Source organism: Polynucleobacter sp. CS-Odin-A6 (assembly GCF_018882095.1).
Taxonomy (GTDB): Bacteria; Pseudomonadota; Gammaproteobacteria; order Burkholderiales; family Burkholderiaceae; genus Polynucleobacter.
In genome coordinates this window covers 401,603-425,118 of record NZ_JACVPD010000001.1, presented here as the reverse complement: position 1 = coordinate 425,118, position 23,516 = coordinate 401,603, and the positions used below count along the sequence as shown (strand labels likewise).

21 protein-coding genes are annotated in these 23,516 nt (G+C 45.1%); 4 read left to right on the top strand and 17 right to left on the bottom strand.

From position 1 onward, the window contains the following. The first annotated feature begins 11 nt into the window (after nucleotides 1-11). Both bchI and ICN15_RS02095 read left to right on the top strand, forming a co-directional pair. Entirely contained in the window at nucleotides 12-1,058 is a 1,047-nt protein-coding gene (gene bchI, locus ICN15_RS02100; protein ID WP_216200931.1) for a magnesium chelatase ATPase subunit I, read from the top strand. A gap of 14 nt (nucleotides 1,059-1,072) precedes the next feature. After that, entirely contained in the window at nucleotides 1,073-3,010 is a 1,938-nt protein-coding gene (locus ICN15_RS02095) for a VWA domain-containing protein (protein ID WP_216200929.1), read from the top strand. A gap of 8 nt (nucleotides 3,011-3,018) precedes the next feature. Here the strand turns inward: ICN15_RS02095 and bchO are convergent, their stop codons facing one another. Further along, a complete protein-coding gene (bchO, locus tag ICN15_RS02090) occupies nucleotides 3,019-3,873 on the bottom strand; it encodes an alpha/beta fold hydrolase BchO (RefSeq protein WP_216200928.1) in 855 nt (284 codons plus the stop codon). Continuing rightward, nucleotides 3,873-4,802, bottom strand: a complete 930-nt coding sequence (locus ICN15_RS02085) for an alpha/beta fold hydrolase (protein WP_216200926.1) — start codon at nucleotides 4,800-4,802, stop codon at nucleotides 3,873-3,875. The genes bchO and ICN15_RS02085 overlap by 1 nt, the downstream gene beginning before the upstream one ends. Nucleotides 4,803-4,862: 60 nt before the next feature. On the opposite strand from ICN15_RS02085, the gene ICN15_RS02080 reads away from it, so the two are divergent. Next, nucleotides 4,863-5,846 (top strand): protochlorophyllide reductase, encoded by a 984-nt coding sequence (locus tag ICN15_RS02080; RefSeq protein ID WP_216200924.1) that lies wholly within the window; start codon nucleotides 4,863-4,865, stop codon nucleotides 5,844-5,846. Between the two features lie 32 nt (nucleotides 5,847-5,878). Here ICN15_RS02080 and bchL read toward each other — a convergent pair whose 3' ends face one another. The 5 genes from bchL to ICN15_RS02055 all read right to left on the bottom strand — a co-directional run bounded on the left by bchL (nucleotide 5,879) and on the right by ICN15_RS02055 (nucleotide 11,241). Then, nucleotides 5,879-6,784 carry a ferredoxin:protochlorophyllide reductase (ATP-dependent) iron-sulfur ATP-binding protein gene (gene bchL, locus ICN15_RS02075; protein WP_216200922.1) on the bottom strand — a complete coding sequence of 302 codons (906 nt, stop codon included), beginning with the start codon at nucleotides 6,782-6,784 and terminating at the stop codon, nucleotides 5,879-5,881. A 39-nt stretch (nucleotides 6,785-6,823) separates the two neighbouring features. After that, entirely contained in the window at nucleotides 6,824-8,392 is a 1,569-nt protein-coding gene (gene bchB / locus ICN15_RS02070; RefSeq protein WP_216200920.1) for a ferredoxin:protochlorophyllide reductase (ATP-dependent) subunit B, read from the bottom strand. Then, on the bottom strand, nucleotides 8,389-9,672 hold the full coding sequence (locus tag ICN15_RS02065; protein ID WP_255532830.1) for a ferredoxin:protochlorophyllide reductase (ATP-dependent) subunit N: 1,284 nt from the start codon (nucleotides 9,670-9,672) through the stop codon (nucleotides 8,389-8,391). Before ICN15_RS02065 ends, bchB begins: the two co-directional genes overlap by 4 nt. Nucleotides 9,673-9,942: 270 nt before the next feature. Further along, complete coding sequence (locus tag ICN15_RS02060; RefSeq protein ID WP_216200919.1) at nucleotides 9,943-10,146, bottom strand: hypothetical protein; 204 nt, start codon at nucleotides 10,144-10,146, stop codon at nucleotides 9,943-9,945. A 120-nt stretch (nucleotides 10,147-10,266) separates the two neighbouring features. Further along, entirely contained in the window at nucleotides 10,267-11,241 is a 975-nt protein-coding gene (locus tag ICN15_RS02055; protein WP_216200917.1) for an NAD(P)-dependent oxidoreductase, read from the bottom strand. Between the two features lie 319 nt (nucleotides 11,242-11,560). Here ICN15_RS02055 and ICN15_RS02050 point away from each other — a divergent pair, with 319 nt between their 5' ends. After that, nucleotides 11,561-13,333 carry an ABC transporter transmembrane domain-containing protein gene (locus ICN15_RS02050; protein WP_216200915.1) on the top strand — a complete coding sequence of 591 codons (1,773 nt, stop codon included), beginning with the start codon at nucleotides 11,561-11,563 and terminating at the stop codon, nucleotides 13,331-13,333. Between the two features lie 36 nt (nucleotides 13,334-13,369). Here the strand turns inward: ICN15_RS02050 and ICN15_RS02045 are convergent, their stop codons facing one another. From ICN15_RS02045 to ICN15_RS02000, 10 genes are all read right to left on the bottom strand, one after another. Beyond that, complete coding sequence (locus ICN15_RS02045) at nucleotides 13,370-13,531, bottom strand: hypothetical protein (protein ID WP_216200913.1); 162 nt, start codon at nucleotides 13,529-13,531, stop codon at nucleotides 13,370-13,372. Between the two features lie 118 nt (nucleotides 13,532-13,649). Then, on the bottom strand, nucleotides 13,650-14,621 hold the full coding sequence (locus ICN15_RS02040) for a DUF6282 family protein (protein WP_216200911.1): 972 nt from the start codon (nucleotides 14,619-14,621) through the stop codon (nucleotides 13,650-13,652). Nucleotides 14,622-14,727: 106 nt separating this feature from the next. Further along, a complete protein-coding gene (locus ICN15_RS02035; RefSeq protein ID WP_370625382.1) occupies nucleotides 14,728-15,672 on the bottom strand; it encodes a Bug family tripartite tricarboxylate transporter substrate binding protein in 945 nt (314 codons plus the stop codon). A gap of 64 nt (nucleotides 15,673-15,736) precedes the next feature. Continuing rightward, a complete protein-coding gene (locus ICN15_RS02030) occupies nucleotides 15,737-16,390 on the bottom strand; it encodes a cupin domain-containing protein (RefSeq protein WP_216200910.1) in 654 nt (217 codons plus the stop codon). Nucleotides 16,391-16,467: 77 nt separating this feature from the next. Further along, complete coding sequence (locus ICN15_RS02025; protein ID WP_216200909.1) at nucleotides 16,468-16,857, bottom strand: phosphate-starvation-inducible protein PsiE; 390 nt, start codon at nucleotides 16,855-16,857, stop codon at nucleotides 16,468-16,470. Nucleotides 16,858-16,914: 57 nt separating this feature from the next. Beyond that, complete coding sequence (locus tag ICN15_RS02020) at nucleotides 16,915-17,517, bottom strand: nitroreductase family protein (RefSeq protein ID WP_216200908.1); 603 nt, start codon at nucleotides 17,515-17,517, stop codon at nucleotides 16,915-16,917. Nucleotides 17,518-17,671: 154 nt separating this feature from the next. Then, complete coding sequence (locus tag ICN15_RS02015; protein WP_216200907.1) at nucleotides 17,672-19,306, bottom strand: OFA family MFS transporter; 1,635 nt, start codon at nucleotides 19,304-19,306, stop codon at nucleotides 17,672-17,674. A gap of 387 nt (nucleotides 19,307-19,693) precedes the next feature. Then, a complete protein-coding gene (locus ICN15_RS02010) occupies nucleotides 19,694-20,131 on the bottom strand; it encodes a CBS domain-containing protein (protein ID WP_216200906.1) in 438 nt (145 codons plus the stop codon). 233 nt (nucleotides 20,132-20,364) lie between these two features. After that, a complete protein-coding gene (locus ICN15_RS02005; RefSeq protein WP_216201501.1) occupies nucleotides 20,365-22,038 on the bottom strand; it encodes a formate--tetrahydrofolate ligase in 1,674 nt (557 codons plus the stop codon). Between the two features lie 66 nt (nucleotides 22,039-22,104). Further along, nucleotides 22,105-23,298 (bottom strand): aminotransferase class V-fold PLP-dependent enzyme, encoded by a 1,194-nt coding sequence (locus tag ICN15_RS02000; RefSeq protein WP_216200905.1) that lies wholly within the window; start codon nucleotides 23,296-23,298, stop codon nucleotides 22,105-22,107. Between the last annotated feature and the right edge of the window lie 218 nt (nucleotides 23,299-23,516).

The following is a 23,516-nucleotide window of genomic DNA, read 5'->3' as shown; positions in this document are numbered from 1 at the left end:
AGGAATTTTTCATGGCGCGTAATTACCCTTTCTCCGCAATCGTTGGGCAAGAGGATATGAAATTGGCAATTTTGATTGCGGCACTCGATTCCAGCGTGGGAGGTGTGCTGGTGATGGGCGATCGCGGTACTGGTAAATCCACCGCAGTGCGTGCGCTTGCAGCATTACTTCCTGAAATGAGCTCGGTTCAAGATTGCGTTTATGCCTGCGATCCAAATGCCTCGACTGGAATCTGTCCAGTATGTGATGACCTGAGAGCCAAGCTGAAGGTTGGCGGAAAACTCAAGGCTATCAAGAAACCAGTGCCAGTAGTTGACTTGCCATTAGGCGCCACAGAAGACCGCGTGATTGGTGCGTTAGATATTGAAAAAGCCTTGAGCTCCGGGGAGAAGGCGTATGAGCCTGGTCTGCTTGCTAAAGCACATCGCGGATTTCTGTACATCGATGAGGTGAATCTTTTAGAAGATCACCTAGTCGACTTGTTAATTGACGTTGCTGCATCTGGAGTAAACGTTGTTGAAAGAGAGGGTTTAAGTATTCGTCACCCTGCTAAGTTTGTTTTAGTAGGTAGCGGCAACCCTGAGGAAGGCGAACTTCGCCCTCAGTTACTGGATCGTTTTGGTCTTGCAGTTGAAGTTAAGACGCCGCAAGAACCTAAAGCCCGAGTAGAAATTATTAAACGACGTGATGAGTTTGAGCGTAATCAAGCTAAGTTCATGGAGATCTGGGAAAAAGAAGATGACATCATTCGGCAACAAATTCAGGCAGGAAAAAAGAAATTGCCAAATGTAAAGATCGATGATGACATGCTAGAAAAAGTGACTCAACTTTGTAGTCACCTTGGAACCGATGGTTTGCGTGGTGAGTTAACGCTTCTCAGGGCAACCCGTGCTTATGCGGCCTTGTGTGGAAAAAATCATGTCACGATTGATCATCTGAAAAAGATTGCAGTACCTGCTTTGCAACATCGTCTCAGACGCAATCCACTAGATGATTCTAGCTCTGCTGTCAGAGTCAGAAGAGCCTTAGAAGAATTGTTTCCTGAGCCAAGCAAGTAAGCAACTACCGTCTTTTGGAAAATCAAGAACAAACGCAAGAAATCAGTAAAAGCGCCAAATTAGAAACTTGGTTACGCGCTTTACAGGTTGCCCAACTCTTAGCCATTAACCCGCATGGTTTAGGTGGCGTGATTCTGCGCGCCCGCTCAGGGCCTGTAAGAGATCGTTGGCTAGCTTACCTAAACTCGGTAGCCCAGTTGGCAGGCATGAGGCTCCCGCTAAGAAGAATGCCACTCGGAATTTCTGATGAAAATCTCATTGGTGGAATCGATCTTGATCAAACCTTACGCACTGGTAAGGCAGTCTTACGACAAGGCTTGCTAGCTCAATGTGATGGTCAATTGTTACTGATGCCAATGGCAGAGCGGGTTGAAGTGAGTGCGGTAGCAAAAGTAGTTAGTGCACTAGACAATGCTTTCATTGCCATTGAGCGCGATGGGCAAAGTCAAAAAATTGATAGTCGCTTTGGTGTGGTTGCCTTAGATGAAGGCATCGAAGATGATGAGCAGCCAAATGAAAAAATCAAGCAAAGAGTTGCCTATCTTCTCAATCTAGATGTCATCGGATGGAGAGATTTACCCGAGACGGATGATGACTTTTTGCCAGATGCGCAGTCGCTGCAATATGCTAGCGACAATTTTTCGGATGTCATCATCAGCGAAGACAGTCTCAATGCACTCGTAGGCGTTGCCGAGCAACTCGGGATTGCATCAATTCGGGCATTGAACTTAGCACTCAATACTGCAAAATGCATGGCTGCCTTTGATATGGAATCGGAAGTCAGCAGCATTCATCTTCAACGTGCAATTGCTTTAGTGTTATCACCCCGAGCGACCCGCTTGCCACAAAGCGCACCTCCACCTGAAGATGAAAACGAAGCGCCATCTGAAGAAGATCAAACTGATGATCAGCCAGAAGAAAGCATAGATCAAGATCCCCCACCTCCACCAGAGGTGCCTCCGCCAGATCCCAATGAAGATCAGGACCAAGAAAAAAATGATGAGGAAGATAAGGATGAAGATGACACTGACAAAACAAACTCAGAAAATCCTCAAGCCCTCGAAGATGAAATTGTAGAAGCTGCTCAAGCAGCCATCCCTGCAGATCTCTTGGCTCGCTTGGCTGATTTGGCTGATCTGAAAACGCCAAAAGGGATGGGGGGTAAAACAGGTGCCGTCAAAGTAGGTCGCATGCGTGGTCGCCCCCTAGGCAATATGCCAGGTATGCCTGAAGGTGGCAAAACCTTAAGCATCATTGATACCTTGCGAGCCGCCGTTCCTTGGCAAGGCGTGCGCAGAGCAGAAATGATCGCCGCAGGTAAATCCATTCCTGTAGGCAAGATTCTTATCCGCAAAGAAGATTTTAGGATCAAGCGTTATCAAGAACGGACGCAAACCTTAACGATGTTTATCGTGGATGCTTCTGGCTCCTCTGCAATGCATCGCCTTGCGGAAGCAAAGGGTGCGGTAGAACTCCTGTTAGCAGAATGCTATGTGAGACGGGATCAAGTAGCAGTGATGTCATTTAGGGGTAGCGTTGCAGAACTCATTCTCGCTCCAACGCGCTCCTTGGTAAAGGCAAAACGGGCCCTGAGTGGCCTGCCTGGTGGTGGTGGAACTCCCTTATCCCGCGCTATTGAAGAGTCTTTTGAGGTTGCCAGTGCATCGATGAGAAAAGGACTTACCCCTGCTCTCGTCTTCTTAACTGATGGCCGAGCCAATATTGCTAAAGATGGTTCTCCAGGTAGACCTAAGGCAATGGAAGATGCGCAGAAGTCCGCCCGTGCAGCTTCTTATTATTCTTTTAAGTCATTGTGGATTGATACTTCACCCCAAGCTAGGGATGAAGGCAAAGCTATTGCCGCGCTTCTTGGATCAATGTACTTACCCCTACCGAATGCAGGAGCCAATGAGGTTTCTCAAGCAATCATGCAAGGACTCAAACGACCTTAGTTATTGGCTTAAGTCTTTAACCCTGTAAGAATCAGTTCGGCCACTTTGTTTGGTTCAAGCTCATGCATGATGTGGCCACCCTCCCACTTCACAATCTCTGCAGCGGGAAAATAGTCCTGAATAATCTTTTCTAAAGGCTTTACCGGAATCCACGCATCCTGATTACCCAATACGCAAATTAATTTACCTCGGTACAAATCAGCTTCAACCAACACTTTTTGAATATCTGCTGCTGCCATAAAATTCATCGAACCGCGTACATGGTCTGAACGCTCAAAGAGTTTTCTGTAATACACTCTGCGAGCCTCCGGCAAAATTGTATTAGTCGAGTCCAGTAACTTATCTACCATTCCTAAGTTGGGTGAGAACGAAGCCAGTAGGCTAGACAGTGTTGAGGATCGAGTCAGGGGACCTAAGAGTGGCCCAAAGAAGCTGGTATAGAAAGCGGGTGGCGGTATAAAAGACGGATTTAAGGCGATCACTAACTTAGGTTGCTTAGATGCAGCCACCGCGAAACGCAGTGCTAAGGGGGCGCCAGCAGAATGTCCCACTACGATCGAAGGCGCTTCGATCCCTAATTGATCAATGAGCAGTTTTAATGAGCGTGCGATGACATCGAGTTTGAGATCTTCTAATTTTGCGCCTAAGGTAAAAGCATGGCCTGGCAAATCCGGTATTAGGACTTGTGCATTCGGTTCTAGCAAAGGAATCAGATCTGACCAAGAGTGGGTTGAACTGCCAGTGCCGTGCAATAGCAAAACCACAGGGCCTTTACCAGTGAGCTGCACATGCCAATCCAAATCTCCAACAGCAACAATCCTGCTATGTTGTCGATTAGGCCAGTCTAAGGGAATTCGTTTCATTACTTTAAGAACTCTTTGAGTGCCTGAAGACCAATTTCTGGTTGCTCTTCTTGCGGTAAGTGACCAATGTTAGGCAAGGATACTCTCTTCGCATTCGGCATTACTTTTAAGTAATCATCTGAATTTGCAATGGGAATAAAAGCATCTTTTTCACCCCAGAGCAACAATGTGGGCACCTTGATGGACTCTAAAGACGGCACTGGATCTTGCAACACTGTTTGTTGCATGCGGGCCAAAATAGCGCCTCTAACGCCAGGCGCTAGCATCAGATCATAGTAACGATTTACCAAGCTGTCATTTAAGGTCTTGGGATTAGCGTAAGCCGGCTCCAGGTTCATCGCTAAAAAAGTTTTAGAGAAGAAATAGCGATAGAGCTCAGCAATGGCGGGAACATCTGGTTTTTTACCGTACTCGATACCAGGGCTGGCATATCCATCTGGTGAAATGAGTACCAACTTGGCAACCTCATTCGGATAACGCGCGGCAAATTGCCAGGCAAACTTTCCGCCCATCGAGTTACCAACCAGTACTACCTTTGGAATTTGTAACTCTTTTAAGAAGGCTTCAAGCACTTCCACACTTCTCGCATCAGTATAGATACCACTGGGGTCTGCTCCAGTGAGACCAAATCCGGGCAAGTCCACCGAGATCACGCGGTATTCTTTACTTAAAGCCTCTGACCAGTTATCCCAAGTCTGCAGACTGGATCCAAAGCCATGTAAAAATAGAATGGGAATGGGATTTTTAGAAGCTCCCGTATCTTGGTAATGAATTTTGACACCCAATGCACTGACATAAGCAGTTTGAGGGGTTCCGTAGATTTTCTCTAACTCTACTTTGGACTTATCGGGAGTCCATAGATAGAGGGCGGCAAGCAATAAAAATGCCGTTAGTAGAATAGCAATGATCTTTAGCGCTTTTAGGAACATCGAGACTAGCCTTAAAATGACGATGATTAATTTTTACCAAACTAAGACTGTAATAGAAAAATGACCTCCATTACCACTCAAGCACTTGCAATTATTACTGGATCCTCATCTGGTGTTGGTTTAAATGCGGCCAAGGCCCTATTAGCCCGAAATTGGCGGCTGATACTTGCGGTCCGCGACCCCCAAAAAATGGAGTTAGCTGCCAAAGCGCATCAATTTGATTCGAGCCAATATGAAATCTGGCCATTAGACCTGGGTGATTTGGATAGCGTGAAAGCCTTTGTACAGCGCTTCAATGACAGCGGTCAAAAACTCAATGCCTTGCTCTGTAACGCAGCAACTTACTTACCTTTATTAAAAGAACCAGCGCGCTCGCCTCAGGGATTTGAGATCAGCGTTGCCACGAATTACTTTGGACACTATGTCTTAAGCAGAATGCTGCTTGAAAATCTCAAACAAACGGCTGCACAACATGAGCATGCGCGTCTGATTACCTTGGGTACAGTAACCGCAAACTCAGAAGAATTCGGAGGCAAAGTTCCGATTCCGGCTCCTGCAGATATTGGTGCTCTCGAGGGTCTTATGGCCGGCTTTAAAGCACCTATTGCGATGATTAATGGGAAATCCTTTAAACCAGGCAAAGCCTACAAAGACAGTAAGTTATGCAATATGGTCATGAATCGAGAGCTGCAAAAAAGATATCACGCTAGTACTGGTGTGATCTTTAATACCCTCTATCCTGGATGCGTAGCTGAGACTGCGCTCTTCAGAGATACGCCCCCACTCTTCCAAAAAATATTTCCCTGGTTTCAGAAAAATATTACCAAAGGTTATGTCACCCAAGAGCTTGCTGGTGAACGGGTTGCTCAGGTCGTAGCTGATTCACGCTTTACTCAATCCGGCGTTCATTGGAGTTGGGGCAATCGCAACTCCGCCATTAGGGAGCCCTTTGCCCAAGAGCTCTCCATGAAGGCTAAGAGTGAAAAACTCAGTAAAGATCTGTGGGAAGTAACTGCTAAGTTAGTGGGCATGCCGACTGATTAAGTAGCAGTTAACTAAGCAATTAAGTAAGCTACTTAATCAAAGCCCAGTAGATCAAAGATATCCCTGTCCTTCATTGGCACTGAAGGCAGCGGATCTGTTCCTAACCAGAGTGCTGCCGCTAAACGCATGTACTCTTGCTGAACGAGTTCAAGCTCAGGGGAGTATTCCATTTCAAATAAAGTGGATTTCTTCAAACGACTACGGCGAATCACGTCCAAGTCTGGAAAGTGAGCCATCGTCTTTAATCCAACTTGTGAATTAAATTTATCAATTTGATCGGTATCTTTACTGCGATTGGCAATCACACCACCTAATCGCACGTTATAGTTTTTGGCCTTCGCACCAATGGCTTGAATGATACGATTCATTGCAAAAATAGAGTCGAAGTCATTAGCAGTAACAATAAGCGCACGATCCGCATGTTGAAGTGGCGCAGCAAAACCACCACACACCACGTCACCTAAAACGTCAAAAATCACGACATCGGTGTCGTCCAGCAAATGATGCTCCTTAAGGAGTTTTACGGTCTGACCGACAACGTAACCACCACAACCAGTACCAGCTGGTGGGCCGCCTGCCTCAACACACATTACGCCGTTATAACCCTCATACACAAAGTCTTCAACGCGCAACTCTTCAGAATGAAAGTCCACCTTCTCCAGTACGTCGATTACGGTGGGCATCAATTTTTTGGTGAGAGTGAATGTCGAGTCATGCTTAGGATCGCAGCCGATCTGGATGACGCGTTTTCCTAATTTAGAAAAAGCGACTGATAAGTTGGATGAGGTTGTACTCTTACCAATACCGCCTTTTCCGTAAATCGCAAATACCTTCGCCTTACCAATTTTTAAATTGGGATCGAGTTGAACCTGAAGACTGCCCTCACCATCCGGTGGAGCGCTACGAAAATCTGAAACGGGTATGTTGATTGCTTTCATGCTTTCTAACCTTCACTCTTCTCGACACAGGGTCGATATTTAACTTCTAAAATGTGCCTTTGCGTCATACAAAGTTTCCAATGTAATACTAATAAGCCCCTGCTCTACCGCATAACGCTCTGTATTCTTTTTTGCCTTACCGCGAACAAAAAATGGAATTTTGTTGAGCTCTTTCTGTGCTTCGCTTTCCCAAGCAGGCGCTCCATTGGCAGCTGCTACCATCGACGGTGGCATCTCTTGGGGCTCATGGTTTGGTGCAGAAGCATGCCCTAGATGGGATGGCATTGCGCCATCATGAAATTCAAAGTCCCCTTTGAACATCCCAATTAAATGCTCTTCTAGGCCCATCATGAGTGGGTGAACCCAAGAATCAAATAATACGCAGGCACCCTCAAAACCCATTTGAGGGGAATACCGTGATGGAAAATCTTGAACGTGAACTGGAGATGAAATCACTGCGCAAGGTACTCTCAAGCGTTTGGCAATATGGCGTTCCATTTGCGTCCCCAGAATGAGCTCTGGTTGAAGTTCAGCAATCTTTGACTCCACTTCCAAGTAGTCATCTGTAATGATGGCCTCAAGACCGAGCTCTGCGGCAGCCTCACGTACTTCGCGGGCTAGTTCACGGCTGTAAGTTCCTAAGCCAACGACTTTGAAACCCATCTCATGGGCGGCCACTTTTGCTGCGGCGATGGCGTGGGTCGCATCGCCAAAGATAAATACTCTTTTGTTAGTGAGGTAAGTGGAATCCACTGACAAGGCATACCAACGCGCTTTAGAGGATTGACTGAGTTTCTGGACATCACATTCAATACCAGCCAGCTGACATACTTCAGTAATAAACGCTTGCGTTCCTTTAAAGCCAATCGGAATTGCTTTAGTAGAGGGCTGACCAAAGCTGCGAGTCATCCAAGTAGCTGCCGTATTGGCAGTCTCTGGATATAAATTCACATTAAAGTCTGCTTCATGCAAACGGGCAATATCGGCTGGATTAGCACCGAGTGGCGCAACTACCCTGACTTCAATACCCAAGTCACTCAACAAGCGGGAAATTTCTTCAACATCATCACGATGACGAAAACCGAGCGCTGTTGGCCCCAAAATATTACAACTGGGTTTTACACCTGCTGCTCGGGCTGGACGTTGTTGGCCTGGAGCCAAAATAAACGACTGCCCTAGAAGCCGAACCATCTGATAAAAAGTTTCAGCCGCGCCCCAATTTTCCTTTTTTTGATAAGCCGGTAGCTCCAAAGGTAACACTGGAACTGGCAGATCTAAGGCTGCCGCTAATCCTCCAGGATCATCCTGAATCAGCTCTGCAGTACAGGAAGCACCCACCATTAATAAATCAGGTTTAAAACGCTCATAAGCGGTTCTCGCAGCATCTTTAAATAACTCTGCTGTATCGCTACCTAAATCACGCGCCTGAAAAGTGGTGTAGGTTACCGGCGGCCGCTTTTTCATCCGCTCAATCATGGTGAACAGGAGATCAGCATAGGTATCGCCTTGCGGTGCATGGAGCACGTAATGGACCTTCTCCATTGCCGTAGCAATCCGCATTGCGCCCACATGGGGTGGCCCCTCATAAGTCCAGAGCGTTAACTTCATACCGTCTCCAGCATCATGAGCTTTTGTTTTCTCGTTAAGGGGCGAGCAAATAATTCTGCAAGATCAGCTGCCTGATTAAATCCTTGGATAGGCGTGAAGACCAACTCGATAGACCACTTTGTAGTAAATCCCTCTGCCTCTAATGGATTAGCTAAACCCAGGCCGCACACCACCATGTCTGGTTGTTGAGCACGACAGCGATCTAATTGATTCTCTACATTCTGCCCTTCAGACAATTGCGTCTTCGGATCTAACATCGCCAATTCTTCTGCCATATGCTGGCGATGCAAATAAGGAACACCAACCTCCATCAGACGCATTCCCAGCTCTCGATTTAAGAAACGCGCTAACGGGATTTCTAGCTGAGAGTCGGGGAAGAAGAAAATCGATTTACCTTGCAACACCTCTCGATGAGGCTCAAGCGATTGATTGGCGCGATCTCTTTGTGGGGCAATTACTTTTTCAAATACGTCGGGAGATACATTTAAGGCATTAGCTGCGGCTAAGAACCATTTTTCAGTCCCATCCACTCCCAGTGGAAAAGGCGCAGTAATTCTGCGAGCGCCTATATCGTCTAAGAACCGGGCAGTATCCGTTAGAAAGGGCTGAGCCAACAAGTATTGAGTCTTCGGACCGACGACGGTTCTTTGAGTCGATTCACGTGGTGGGAAGAAAGCAACTGACTTCAACCCCAGCTCTTTAAAGATGCGACTAAATTGGTCTTCGACAACATCAGCCAAACAACCCACTACTAATAGCTCTACTGCATCAGATTCTTTAGATTGGGGTAGATCTTGGGCTAGAGCAGCGAGGCACGCATCTTCGCCCTGGGTAAATGTCGTTTCAATTCCGCTGCCAGAGTAATTCAGAATGCGCACATTCGGCGTAAATGTTTTACTCAAGCGCTGTGCTGCCCTTGATAAATCCAACTTAATGACCTCTGAAGGGCAAGAGCCCACTAAAAAGAGTAATTTGATATCAGGACGGCGTTCTAGCAATTGCTTGACGACTTTATCTAGCTCATCATTCGCATCTGCGAGGCCCGCTAAATCGCGGTCATCAATAATGGCAGTTGCAAAGCGTGGCTCCGCAAAAATCATCACTCCTGCGGCAGACTGAATTAAGTGCGCACAGGTCCGAGAACCCACGACTAGAAAAAATGCATCTTGAATTTTTCGATGCAGCCAGATGATTCCAGTGAGGCCACAGAAGACCTCTCTTTGACCGCGCTCTTTTAGAGGCTGGAACTCCATCTTGACTTCTTGAACTGCTGAATTCAATTCTGACCCCTAACTTTGACGCACGAAGTAAATTGGAGATGGAATTGTTGAATCATTAAATCAATTTCACAAGAGATAGAACGGCAAAAAATGGTTATTCATTTAGACTATTTATTATTATCTAGCAGTAAAGGCCTCTCAGGGGCTATCAGATATTAGTGTTTATACCCATCAATCCATCTAGATCAAGAAGTGCCCTATTTAAGGGCTAAGGTAAAAAGACCCAAATACTCTAGCATTTGGGTCTTTTTACTACTGAAGAGTGACCCTCTATCTCTGTGACTTCAATAATGCCTTGAAGGTCAGAACACTCAGAGCAATGCCAATTCCAAGTGAGACTAAAAACATGGCAAATTTAGATTGGGCCTGGCCCACGGGGAAGATCAGATAGAAGGCAACGGTAATGCTGATCACCATGCCGCAAAATCCGGCTATTTTAGAAATCTGGTCTCTCACATTATGAAATTTAAACATGCTCTGCATCCTTTCAAGGTTTACATCTAATTCTGATAAAGACATTAACGAATGATTGCTTACTTCGGAAATGTAAACCTCGTCTTTGTCAGAGTCAAGTTAGCTAGGGTAAACCCCTTATCAACCAGCTGTTTTCTCTATTTCAATCATGCCCGCATCAATTGTAAAGAGGGGTTCATAAGCCAATTGCTCTCTAGCTTTCTGAATAGAAACAGAAAATGGGTGCGCTATTAAATGGACCATTTCTCTAATTAAGGGGGGCTCGCCACGCAGTGGCAGGTATTTCCAGCCATTTTCTGTAAAGCGGGCTAAAGGCAGAGCAAAGAAACGTGGAATGGATAGGGTTGGCACCTTGTAATGGCCTGCCTTTAGTCTCATGCCCATCCACTCCCTAAATTGCATTACTGGCCCATCACTAATAAAAAAGCTTTCTTGGTTTGCATCTGACAACAGCGCTTTTTTAACCGCCTCACACAGATTTTGAATATAGCAAGTTGAAAACGGGTAGTTACCTTGGTCAAACCAGCCAAACTTGTTCAAATCAGCAGCTCTTCCCAGCATCTGATCAACGACATCCCCCTTACCCCAGATGGAGGCGGGCCTCAGGCTAATGGTTCGGAATCTTTCATTGCCAGCCTGAAGGACTAACTGTTCTGCCTGGGACTTGCTATGACTGTAGGGAAAATTTTGTAGCATGGGTAGCGATCGAGATTCCGAAACATTCAGATTTTGATCTAATGGATTTTTAGCTATCGAAGCATCGCTCATGAAAATGAATTGCTTAATCCCAGCTTGCTTTGCTGACTCTAGAATATTTTTCGTCATCAGCACATTAGTCTCTAGTAGCGCGTTTTCTGAATTCCAGAGCTTCATCTCTGCCGCACAATGAATCACGGTGTCTAAGTCCTGCAGTCTCTTTGATAAACCTTCCACATCATTCAGATTTCCCGACCAAATCGCCAGATTGGGGTTGGGTTCAATATTGACAGCTTGCGGTGTACGAAAGTGACACACGATCTCATGCCCTGCTGCAATCAAAGACTTGGCCAAATGACTGCCTACAAAACCGCTCGCGCCAGTCAAAAAGATTTTCATTTACTAAACAGCTGGCCAAGAAATAAGGCAGATCGACCATAGTAATAAGCAGTGGCTAACAGGACCTTGGGTGACAGCGTGATTATCGTTAGGAGTAGTAAGATGAAAAAAGACCAATGTCTAGTAGACCCATAGCCACTCAATAGGATTAGCCCCAGAAAAATGAGCCTGCGCACTTGACCTCGGGGTAGCCAGGGACTTCTTGTATAGAGGGGTTCTTTATTACTTGTGGAGCTATCGCCTGTCATCTTCTTGATATCACTAAATAAACACGTCCAATCTAAGTAAACTATCATAGATAATTATTAGGGATTATTCAATGACCAAGCAGAGCAATAAGACCAATCCCAGCGGCTTTCGCACCTTAGCAGCGCTACTTCCTTTTTTAAAGCCATATCAGAAGCAATTCATATTGGCCATCTTTAGTTTAGTGCTCGCTGCCAGCGCAACCTTAGCTGTTCCATTCTCCTTCAGGCAAATCATCGATTTAGGATTTAACACAAATAGTGGCAGCCAAATCAATACCACTTTTTTAACCTTATTTGTTGTTGCTGGCTTAGTCGCATTAGGAACATCACTCCGTTTTTACATGGTGTCTTGGCTGGGTGAAAAAATTACTACGGATATTCGGTCGGCAGTCTACAGCCATGTCATTAAACAAAGTCCCGAGTTTTTTGAATCCACGCACAGCGGTGAAATTCTGTCGCGCCTCAACACCGATACCGTGCTGATACAGACGCTCATTGGAACTAGCGTCTCAATGGCCATCAGAAATATTCTTCTACTGGCCGGAGGTTTAGTGATGATGTTTATCACTAGCCCCAAATTATCAGTATTGATTTTTGCTACGCTCTTACTCACAATCATTCCAACCGTGATCATGGGTAGAAGAGTGAGAAAACTCTCTCGAAATTCACAAGATAAGATCGCGAATGCTTCTGCTTTAGCGGGAGAAAAATTAAATGCAATCCCGACGATTCAATCATTTACCAATGAAAAAATTGAGATTAATCGGTTTAATCAAGCGATTCATACGGCTCTTGATGCAGCGATTACTCGGACACGAGCAAGAGCACTACTGACATTTGTGGCTATCTTATTTGGTTTTACCAGCATTATTTTGGTACTTTGGCTTGGTGCTTATGCGGTCATGGACAAGCAAATTACCGCAGGAGAATTGTCACAGTTTATTTTGTATGCCGTCATTGTTGCAGGTGCGATTGCCGGCATCTCCGAAGTGATAGGCGATACCCAAAGGGCCATTGGCGCAAGTGATCGCTTGCTTGAGCTCTTAAGCGTTCAATCCTCTGTCCAAGCTCTGGCCAATGTGAAGGCAATCCCGCAAGTCAATGCAGCGGGTATTGAAGTCAAAATAGATCATCTCAACTTTCACTATCCATCAAATCATAATCCTGTTTTATCCGATGTCTCTCTAGAGATTAAACCGGGTGAGAGAATTGCGATTGTTGGGCCCTCAGGCGCCGGTAAGACTACACTCTTTCAACTCTTACAACGCTTCTATGACCCCACCAGTGGGGAAATTCTGTTTAATGGAATTAACATTCGCACCCTTGAACTGGAAGCACTTAGAAAATTAATTGGGGTTGTTCCCCAAGATATTGTGATTTTTTCTGACAATGCAATGGAAAATATTCGTTTTGGCAGAATGGATGCAACTGATGAGGAGGTCTTGGCTGCCGCCCGTCTCGCAATTGCTGATGAATTCATTGCTAAGCTACCAGAGGGTTATCAAACCTTCTTAGGTGATCGGGGTATCCGCTTATCTGGAGGACAAAAACAGCGAATTGCGATTGCCAGAGTACTGTTGAAAAATCCGGCCTTATTACTCCTAGATGAAGCCACCAGCGCTTTAGATGCCGAGTCTGAATTACTCGTTCAGCGCGCCTTGGAGGCGGCAATGGATCACCGGACGACTATTGTGATTGCCCATCGACTGTCCACAGTGAAACAAGCCGATAAGATTATTGTGCTAGAAAATGGTCGGATTATTGAGACCGGCACCCATGCTGACTTAATTCAACACAGTGGTCTTTATGCCCGCTTAGCGAAACTACAATTTACTGACCAATAACCCAGTGTAGTCTCCGGCCAAAGTTAAAGCAGAAAATTAATCGCTCATCTTTTTGCAAAAAGAGTTTGAAACAGCAGCGATAAAATAGAGCGCAAAACCGATAGCAAAAGTCAAATATTCACCGGTATTGAAAAAAATTAGTAGTCCCACTATCGTTATGCCAAGGGAAAGAACGCTGAGTAGTGTTTTAGCAAACATGATGATTCCTAAGAATGATGTTTTTAATAATTAGCTATCTTAAGACAAAAAAGAATTTCGTGCTACAGAAGGCCCTAAGCCTCCCGCTAATGTCTTCAAATAAGCATCAGGACTAGTCTTATAATCCCAATAGTTTGGCAGGGTTCTTTTTCATCATGGTATCGATATCCGACTGAGAAACACCTGCAGCCTTAACAGCAGCAATCTCATTTTCAATGCCATCAGGCGGAGTCATCATCCCTTGCTGACCTAGGTCAGTCGATAATACTAAGTGCTCTGCGCCAATCTCTTTCACTGCTTTTGCCACAGCATTTGCATCCACTTTTTCCCAATGCGTCATCCATTTATATTGGGCGTCTGGACCAGTCATAAATTGCAAATAACAGATCTCGATTTTTGCACCCATTGCCGCTACTTGTCTCGCCTGTTCCATACTTAGACCAGGAATATTGGTTAAGCCATGGGTAATTAAAATATTATTTACTCCCAACTCTTTCGCACGCTTAACCACTGTCATGATTTCATCGGCGGAAACGTGACCGGTTGCCAAAATTAAATTCTCTCTTGCAATAATCTTTAAGACTTCATCCATCTCTGGTGTGACGCTTCCATTCGCAGCCACAACCAGACCCGATTTATTTTTATCAACCAAAGTTTTGATGTGCTTATCAGAATCAAAGGTAGGCAGCCAAACTACTTTTCCGCGTCCGCCAGACATGCGGTGCATCCACTCAACTGCAGATGGATTTACACCCCCAACTGATTTATTCAGGACAATTCCGCCCCAAACTTCAATACCGGGTACTTGCTGCATAACCAAAGCAGCTCTATCAGCAGTAGTAACCACGTGATTCTTAATTACAAATCCACGCATCCCCTTACGCTTAGCGATCATCGCAAGCTCAATATCCGTCAGTGACCTACCAAAGACGTCAGGATCGGGGTGTACATGCATATCAATCACCCCAGCGGCAGGACTCACTTTTGGCGGTGGTGGTGGAAATCCCACTTGGGCCATTAGGCCGCTAGAGCAGCCCATTAGACTGACAAAACATGCGAGTAAAACCTGGTTGATAGTAGAGCGATTCATTGACTGACCCCTTAATTATCGACTCAGTCTACTTCAGACACATCTCGGTGTATTTAGGTGATTCCCCTTAAGAGCTCCCTATAAAAACTCCGGCATGGATGAATGCTTAATCGATCGTGATTCCTGATTTTTCAACAACCTTAGACCAGCGACTCTGCTCTGATTTAATAAAGGCAGCAAATTGAGCGGGAGTATCTCCTACCAGCACCGCCCCATCTTCCAGCATTTTTTTAGAGTCCTCTTTAGACTGTAAGGACTTAACAATCGCTTTTTGTAGGCGATCAATCACTGCTTGAGGGGTGCCAGCTGGCACCATAATTCCATACCACTGAGACGTCTCAAATCCTTTGTATCCTGACTCCGCAAGAGTGGGGACATTCGGTAACACTGTTGATCTCTGGGCAGAACCAATGGCCAAGGGTCGCAAAGCACCCCCCTGAATCTGCCCCATTAAAGAAGGGAGGCCATTAAAGGTGACTTGGATCTGCCCACCAATCAGATCGGTCAACATCGGGCCAGATCCCTTATAGGGGACATGCACTAAATCAATACCCGCTTCCGATGAAAAGTATTCCATTGCTAAGTGTCCAGCACTACCATTGCCTGCTGAGCCGTAATTAATCTTGCCAGGATTTTTCTTGGCATCTACAACCAAATTATTCAGTGTCTTGTAGGGACTCTTCTCACTCACAGCGATGACATTAGGCACTTTTGCGATCAGCGTCACAGGTGCAAAATCCTTGCTGGGGTTGTAGGGCAACTTTTTACCAAATAAGGCCGGATTGACCGCCAAGGTTCCAACATGTCCCAAGATCAAGGTATAGCCATCTGGATTGGCACGCTTAACTTCTTCCATGGCAATATTTCCGGCGCCACCAGGCTTGTTTTCAACATACACTAATTGACCTAGGCTATTGGTAAGGCTACCTGCAATAGACCGCGCAATGATTTCAGAGGTGCCGCCAGTAGCAAATGGAACAACCAGTCGAATGGATTTTTCAGGATAAGCGGCTAAGACAGTATTTGATGAAATCAAAAGGGTTATTGCCACCAAAAAAAATTTCACTAATGTCCCTCGCACTGGTTTATTGATCTACTGAATACCGCCCACTTATTTAGGCAAGCAGGTGCCCTGTCTTTACAAAGATGGTACAGCCTTCTTTACTGAAGGGCTGATGCAAGCTTAGATGGGGACTTCTGATCCATGATCCAGCAGGAAAACGGCCATGCTCATCTTCAAATACTCCCTCGACTACAAAGATTTCTTCGCCACCATAATGTTTATGGGGACTAAAGTAAGTCTGAGGCGCCCACCGCACTAGCGTCGATCCCATACCTTGACGCATCAAAGGCATGACATTGAGTCCTGGCACCATGCCCTGAAACCAGGGAGCTGTTTTGGTATCGATGACCTCTCGCTCCACTTGATCCGAGCCAAGATGTCGCAATTTCACGAAAAGAGTGCAGCCCGTTTTACTATAAGGGGCATGAGAGGAACCGGGGGGATTCATGATGTAGCTACCCTCGGGATAATCCCCAAGCTCATCACTAAACACACCATCCAACACCAATATCTCTTCACCAAATTCATGGGTATGGGCAGGAAAGCTAGATCCTGCTTGATAGCGAACAATAGAGGTCGCCTTTGCTAGTTCATCACCCTGCCGCTCAAGCATTCGCCTGTCTACCCCCATTTGAGGGCTTGAAACCCAGGGCAAATCATGATGATTCAGCACGACTTTCTGAGTGAAATCAGCATTGATATTCATGTATTACTTCGGGATGTCTAGCGATATAAAAGTGTAGCTAAACACCTCAGCTGGCTATTCCAATCTATTGCTAGCATCTAATGCGTCTCTTTATCTACGTTGGGACGACTTTTATCTGTGCTGACGCTATTAATGATCCAGCAAGCTCCTGCAATCAAGATAATAGCCCCACTCTCATAGAGCAAGATCGAGGGATCCCCCTCTTTACCCTGAAGGATAATTAATCGACTCAATGCCGTCATTGCAATAAATAACGGGATCGTAATCGGAATCCGACGGCTAGAGTAGAAAGCCCCAAGCATCCCCAGTACCTCTGCATAAATGAACATGAGTAAGAGGTCTTGCAGTTGTACACGGGGATTTTTAATAAGCGATAAAACTTCTTGACCCATCGCGATAATGGTAAAGATCGCAATAATCATCAGAAAGATTTTTTCGATTGCACCAATGATATTTTTTATGTTCATAAGCAGGCCCCTTCAAACTGAGAATGTAATGCGGTGTAGATCTTATTAAAAACTATTTTAGAAATGATTTTCAATCATCATTTCTGATTTAGGAATAAACCCTGGTTTTGGCCAAGCCGGTTGAATACCCTTACCTATAACTAGCATGGCTGCAATCGCATAGTCTTTCGGCAGATGAATCAACTCAGCCACCTTATCAAAATCAAAACCTACCATTGGGCAGGAATCGTAACCCATTCCTTTTGCAGCAAGCATCAGGGTTTGCAGCATGATGCCAGCAGAGCGCATCGCTTCATCACGCTGAAGCTGCTCTTTTCCAGAATAAAAAGGATTAATCCAGGGAACGAGAATATCTTGAGCTTCTTTTGGGGCGTTTACCCAATATCTTGCAGGATCTTTTTCCCAAGCCTTGATATCTACCGTCACCACAAACAATAAGGATCCCTCGGTAACCTGAGCTTGATCATGGGCCGCTTCACGTAACTTCACTCTTAAAGCCTTATCGGTCACATTGACCAAACGGCAATGCTGAATATTAAAAGAGGATGGGGCCTGCATAGCAAGATCAAGCAATTGCTCGGTTTCTTGCGCGGTAAATTGGTGATGAGGATCAAAATGCTTAATCGCTCTGCGCTCACGAATGGCGTCGAATGTATTCATTGTTTTTCTCAAATTAGTTTAAGCAATTGAGCATAACGCAATTTTCTAAAATCGGAAGATACTCCTCCAAAATGACTCAAATATGACTTTGGGTGAATATTGAGGCAATAAAAAACCACCCCGGAGGGTGGTTTAAATTACCAAAGCATTGTTATCAAAATAACTTAGTTGCACTTAAAGCAGTTTTGTAAACACCCCAAGCTAGAGGTATTCCCACTAAGGCCCAAGCTAAGAAGACCGTAAAGCTAGAAGTGTGTTCATTACCGCCAGGGCCTGTAACAACAGAACTCAGCGCCTTCTCATGAGCCAACTTCTTCTCTTCAGCCAGTTCAGCATCAGTCATAAACCACTTGTCTGCTAGCGGACGAATCAATAAGTTACAAATTAATCCAACCACCAACATACCGGTCAAGATATACATGGTTTGGTTGTAAACCTGAGCTCTTGGCAAGCCAAGACTTAATTGATAGTCACGCATATAGTTCACCACGACTGGGCCCAAAATACCTGCGGTAGCCCATGCAGTTAATAAGCGACCATGGATCGCACCAACCATCTGCGTGCCAAATAAATCGGCGAGGTAAGCTGGAATAGTGGCGAAACCACCACCATACATACTCAAGATGATGCAGAAAGCGCCTACGAACAAAGCCAGGCTACCTGATTGCGCACTACTTGGAACGCTGTAATACATTAAGGCGCCAAGAATGAAGAACACCGCATAAGTCACCTTACGTCCTAACTTATCCGACAGACTAGCCCAGAAGAAACGGCCACCAATGTTGAAGAGGCTTAATAGAGCAGTAAAGCCTGCAGCTACACCTGCAATGGCGGTCAGCTGTGCTTTATCTAATTCTGTGAACGTTTGTTGGACACCAATCAAGCTACCAGCAAACACTTCTTGCAGCATTGGTGAGGCCATACCAATCACGCCAATACCAGCAGAAACGTTCATACAAAGAACCATCCACACTAACCAGAACTGTGGAATGCCCCAAACTTTTTTCACATTCACGCTACGCTTAGTAATCATGACGTTGTTTGTTTGTGCAACCGGTGGAGTCCAGCCAGCAGGCTTCCAATCACTCGCAGGAATGCGATAGCCAAATGCACCCGCCATCATATAAACAAAATAACCTAAGGCCATCACAACGAAAGTTTGCGCTACACCAACGCTAGTAGAGTCTGCGAAATTTTTCATGAGCATTGCTGCCAATGGCGAACCAATCATCGCGCCACCACCAAAGCCCATAATGGCCATACCCGTAGCCATACCACGGCGATCTGGGAACCACTTAATCAATGTGGAAACTGGAGAGATATAGCCCAGACCCAGACCAATACCACCGATCACACCTGAACCTAAAATCATCATCCAGAACTGGTGAAGGTAAATACCCAGAGCTGAAAAGAGTATACCGCCGCACCAGCAGAAAGCGGAAACCACACCCGCTTTACGTGGACCAGCACGCTCTAACCAACCACCCCAAATAGCAGCAGCGCCGCCAAGGAAGACGAAAAATAATGTGTACATCCAACCCAAGGTTGAAATTTGCCAGTCACAAGTAGTTGTGAACAATTGACCGAAGAATCCAACATCTGGCGGGCATTTAATTGCCTCAGTTAAACCTTGAGATACACCCAAGGATTTGGATAATGGCAACCAGAAAACAGAGAAGCCATAAGCCATACCAATACATAAATGGATTGCCAATGCCGCCGGTGGTACTAGCCAACGATTAAAGCCCGGGCCTGCAATCGTTCTTTCTTTATCTAATAAATGAAACATTTTGTCTCCTTAAACATTCCGATTTTTTACATATTTAATAAATTTGTAATCTTGCAACTATAGTGCTTTTTGCGTCCCATCAGACCAAGGGATAACCCCAATACCTACATCCCCTGTGGTTATTTATTTGACGATCGCTTAAAAAGACAGCACAAGCACAATCTCTTGATGGATAGGGCTGAAATCAGAACGGGAGCAACAGGTTCATCGCGCTCACCAGCATCCATTGGAGGATGGCCTGCGGCACAGAAATGACAATTTAGAAAAACAGCAGGGCTTACCATTCCCAGATTTGACATTGGGTTTTTGCCTCTGGCAAAGGGGCTAGTAATTACTAGCGGTGAAAATAAAAGTCCTCAAGAGTTGAGCGCCCTCTTTTAAGAAAAGTTAAGCGCCATGACCATTGATATAAGTTTCAAGAAACTTGATCTGATTACCCTGAAGCTCAATCACATTTTTTACCATATCTCCAATAGAAATCACGCCAACTACTTTATTATTTTCGACTACCGGTAAGTGCCTAATATGCTTGTGCACCATAATTGCCATACACTCTTCTAAAGAGTTGGAAAGTGTCACACTAAGCGGGTTCGCCGTCATGATTTTTGAAACGACAACTTGCTTTGGATCGTGATGTGGCAATAGCACTTTAATAGCGCAATCTCCCTGCGAGACGATTCCCGTCAATCTATCATCATCGATTACTAAAACAGCCCTCACCCGATGATCGCGCATGATGATCAAGGCTTTTTCAACAGAGTCGGATGATCGTACGGAAAAAATGGTGCTAGATTTTTGGCTAATGAATTGTTTGATAGTTGTCATAAAAAATCACATATAAGATAAATAGACGCTTAGTTTTTAAACTAAGTGAATAATTATATTCTGTAATTCTTTCTTTACACACAGCTTCTAATAAGTTACCTAACCCAAAAGCCGATAAATAGGCCGGAGATCTGGTAAAGCCTTAAGGTAAGTGGGTTAAAAAAATGCCAACCTCAATGATTAACTCACTTTAGTTGGCATTTACTTACTTAAGGTTTTTTCTAGCAGCTTATTTAAAACAAGCCGACTACTTTACCGTCGATGTAATCGATTTTTTCAGCTGACGGCACCTTTGGCAAGCCAGGCATCGTCATGATGTCGCCACAGACCATCACAACAAACTCTGCACCTGCTGCTAAACGCACTTCACGAATGGCAATCGTATGATTTTCTGGAGCGCCACGCAATTTTGCATCGGTAGAGAATGAGCTTTGGGTCTTAGCTACACATACTGGGTAATGACCATAGCCACTCTTTTGCAGATTCTCAATCTGCGCTTTGACCTTGGCATCTGCAGTCACTTCACTGGCGCGATAGACTTTCTTGGCAATCTTGTTGATCTTTTCCCAGAGAGTATCCTCATCTTCATAGACATACTGCATCTTCTGAGTGTCGGATTCACATAAATCAACCACCATATGAGCTAATTCTGCAGCGCCTTTACCGCCTTCACCCCAATGAGAGGCTAGAACGATGTTGACACCCAGCTTTTTCATTCTTTGCTCGACCATCTCAATTTCAGCAGGAGTGTCGCTAGTAAATTTATTAATCGAGACGACACAAGGCATGTTGTAGACCTTAGTGATGTTCTCAACGTGACGCTCTAAATTAACTAGGCCTTTATCAAGGGCTGCCAAATCTTCTGTTGTCAGACTGGTTAAATCTGCGCCGCCATGGTATTTCATCGCACGGACAGTAACAACAATGACCACCGCTGATGGTCTTAATCCAGACTTGCGGCATTTGATGTCAATAAACTTCTCCGCGCCTAAATCCGCACCAAAGCCAGCTTCAGTAACGACATAGTCAGCCAACTTTAATGCTGCTTGGGTTGCAATCACTGAATTACAGCCATGCGCAATATTGGCAAAAGGTCCGCCATGAACAAACGCTGGATTGTTTTCTAGAGTCTGAACCAAATTGGGAGCCAAGGCATCCTTGAGCAGGACAGTCATGGCACCATGTGCCTTCAGATCTTTTGCGAGAACTGGCTTTTGGTCATAGGTATATGCAACCACGATCTCACCGAGACGCTTTTTGAGATCTTCAATGGAAGTTGCAAGGCAGAAAATCGCCATCACCTCAGATGCCACCACAATGTCGAAACCATCTTGACGCGGGAAGCCATTTGGAGTGCCTCCCAGACCAACAGTGACATCACGCAGGGCACGATCATTCATGTCCACAACACGCTTCCACTGAATTCGACGTACATCGATGTTCAAGGCATTACCGTGGTGAACATGGTTATCAATCATCGCTGCCAATAAGTTATTGGCTAAAGCAATGGCCGAGAAGTCACCCGTGAAATGCAGATTAATATCTTCCATCGGTACGATTTGGGCCCAACCACCACCAGCCGCTCCACCCTTAACACCAAAGACAGGGCCAAGCGAAGGCTCACGCAAGCAGATCATGGCTTTCTTGCCAATATGATTTAAGCCATCACCCAAACCTACAGTCGTCGTCGTTTTACCTTCACCAGCAGGTGTTGGGCTAATAGCCGTAACCAAAATTAACTTACCGTCTTTTTTGCCCTTTAATTTATCTAGATAGGCCAGAGATACCTTTGCCTTGTAATGACCAAATGGCTCAAGCTCCTCCTCTGGAATGCCCAAGGTATTCTTTGCTATCTCAGAAATTCTTTGCATTTTTGCAAGCTGAGCAATCTCGATATCACTTTGCATCATTCATCTCCTATTTTGATTAAATTAGAAATTGACTTATTAACTGGTTAGCAACGTAATCCTAGATTAGCGAATCAACAAACCAGATGGAGGGGTGTTCTTGCGCCAGTATTCACTAGCTGCAGCCGCACCACTACCAGGCTTGACCTTGATTCCGCAATCTAACATCGCCATTTCTGCGCCATTGATAGCAGCCATCAAGTGGAGTTCATTCATATCTCCGAGATGACCAATACGGAATAACTTACCTGCTACTTTTGATAAGCCGGCGCCCAATGACAAGTTGTAGCGCTTATAAGCTTGAGCAATCACTTCAGCACCATTAAAGCCTTCAGGCACTAACACCGCAGAAACGGTATCGGAATACCATTTTGGCTCCTTAGCGCAAAGCTTGAGCTCCCAGCCTTGGTGAACCGCTGCACGAACACCCTCAGCCAAATAGTGGTGGCGTGCAATGATGTTATCCAAGCCTTCTTCTTCAATCAACTTGAGTGCCTCTATCGCTCCGTACATCAATGGAATAGCAGGTGTATATGGGAAATAGCCACTTGGATTGGTAGCCAACATATCTTTTAAATCAAAATAGCATCTTGGTAGCTTTGCAGAACTTTGCATTGCCAATGCCTTAGGGCTAGCGCACAGAAGACCTAAACCAGGAGGTAACATGAGGCCTTTTTGTGAGCCAGAAACAGCCATATCTACTTTCCAGTCATCAAAACGGAAATCGAGTGAGCCCAATGATGAAACGCAGTCGACAAATAACAAAGCAGGGTGCTTTGCATCATCTAAAGCTTTGCGCACTGCCGCTACATCAGAAGCAACACCAGTCGCAGTCTCATTCTGACAAACTAATACAGCCTTAATTTCATGGCCAGTATCTTTGCGCAAGATCTCAGCATATTGCTCAACGGGCACACCTGTTCCCCATTCAACATCCACTGCCTGAACGTTTAAACCAAAACGCTGGCACATATCGATCCACAAGTAGCTAAATTGACCAAAAGTAGAAGCCAGTACTTTATCGCCCGGGCTTAAGGTATTAGTAATCGCTGCTTCCCAACAACCTGTCCCAGAAGAAGGGAAAATAAATGGTGTGCCATGCTCAGTGCGATAGAGCTTTTTGAGGCCAGGCATGATTTCTTTTAAGAGTTGTGGAAATTTTGGCGAACGATGATCTTCCATCGGAACCATCATTGAACGCAAAACACGATCTGGCACATTAGTTGGACCAGGAACAAATACAAAATTACGACCAGCCATTACTATCTCCTTAATATTTTTTTAATATAGATTTTTACTTTTTAATAAACTTTTAATGCTTCATTCTGTAATACGCATTTTCAACGCAAGCTTAATCAAGCATACGCAATCAATTCATTTAGTGGTTTCTGCTTGAAGGCGCTTAGCAACTCTTTTGGAGCAAGCCATGATCAACAAACTGCCACATACTTTTTGGTGACTTCAGGTCACTGAGAAAG

What these genes read in the sequence shown, in the direction of transcription:
- ICN15_RS02015 (WP_216200907.1), bottom strand. Translation starts at nt 19,306, where the DNA reads ATGTTTCATTTATTAGATAAAGAAAGAACGATTGCAGGCCCGGGCTTT.
- bchO (WP_216200928.1), bottom strand. Translation starts at nt 3,873, where the DNA reads ATGAAACGAATTCCCTTAGACTGGCCTAATCGACAACATAGCAGGATT.
- ICN15_RS02050 (WP_216200915.1), top strand. Translation starts at nt 11,561, where the DNA reads ATGACCAAGCAGAGCAATAAGACCAATCCCAGCGGCTTTCGCACCTTA.
- ICN15_RS02055 (WP_216200917.1), bottom strand. Translation starts at nt 11,241, where the DNA reads ATGAAAATCTTTTTGACTGGCGCGAGCGGTTTTGTAGGCAGTCATTTG.
- ICN15_RS02045 (WP_216200913.1), bottom strand. Translation starts at nt 13,531, where the DNA reads ATGTTTGCTAAAACACTACTCAGCGTTCTTTCCCTTGGCATAACGATA.
- bchI (WP_216200931.1), top strand. Translation starts at nt 12, where the DNA reads ATGGCGCGTAATTACCCTTTCTCCGCAATCGTTGGGCAAGAGGATATG.
- ICN15_RS02030 (WP_216200910.1), bottom strand. Translation starts at nt 16,390, where the DNA reads ATGAATATCAATGCTGATTTCACTCAGAAAGTCGTGCTGAATCATCAT.
- ICN15_RS02085 (WP_216200926.1), bottom strand. Translation starts at nt 4,802, where the DNA reads ATGTTCCTAAAAGCGCTAAAGATCATTGCTATTCTACTAACGGCATTT.
- bchL (WP_216200922.1), bottom strand. Translation starts at nt 6,784, where the DNA reads ATGAAAGCAATCAACATACCCGTTTCAGATTTTCGTAGCGCTCCACCG.
- ICN15_RS02060 (WP_216200919.1), bottom strand. Translation starts at nt 10,146, where the DNA reads ATGTTTAAATTTCATAATGTGAGAGACCAGATTTCTAAAATAGCCGGA.
- ICN15_RS02020 (WP_216200908.1), bottom strand. Translation starts at nt 17,517, where the DNA reads ATGAATACATTCGACGCCATTCGTGAGCGCAGAGCGATTAAGCATTTT.
- ICN15_RS02040 (WP_216200911.1), bottom strand. Translation starts at nt 14,621, where the DNA reads ATGAATCGCTCTACTATCAACCAGGTTTTACTCGCATGTTTTGTCAGT.
- ICN15_RS02000 (WP_216200905.1), bottom strand. Translation starts at nt 23,298, where the DNA reads ATGGCTGGTCGTAATTTTGTATTTGTTCCTGGTCCAACTAATGTGCCA.
- ICN15_RS02025 (WP_216200909.1), bottom strand. Translation starts at nt 16,857, where the DNA reads ATGAACATAAAAAATATCATTGGTGCAATCGAAAAAATCTTTCTGATG.
- bchB (WP_216200920.1), bottom strand. Translation starts at nt 8,392, where the DNA reads ATGAAGTTAACGCTCTGGACTTATGAGGGGCCACCCCATGTGGGCGCA.
- ICN15_RS02010 (WP_216200906.1), bottom strand. Translation starts at nt 20,131, where the DNA reads ATGACAACTATCAAACAATTCATTAGCCAAAAATCTAGCACCATTTTT.
- ICN15_RS02005 (WP_216201501.1), bottom strand. Translation starts at nt 22,038, where the DNA reads ATGCAAAGTGATATCGAGATTGCTCAGCTTGCAAAAATGCAAAGAATT.
- ICN15_RS02080 (WP_216200924.1), top strand. Translation starts at nt 4,863, where the DNA reads ATGACCTCCATTACCACTCAAGCACTTGCAATTATTACTGGATCCTCA.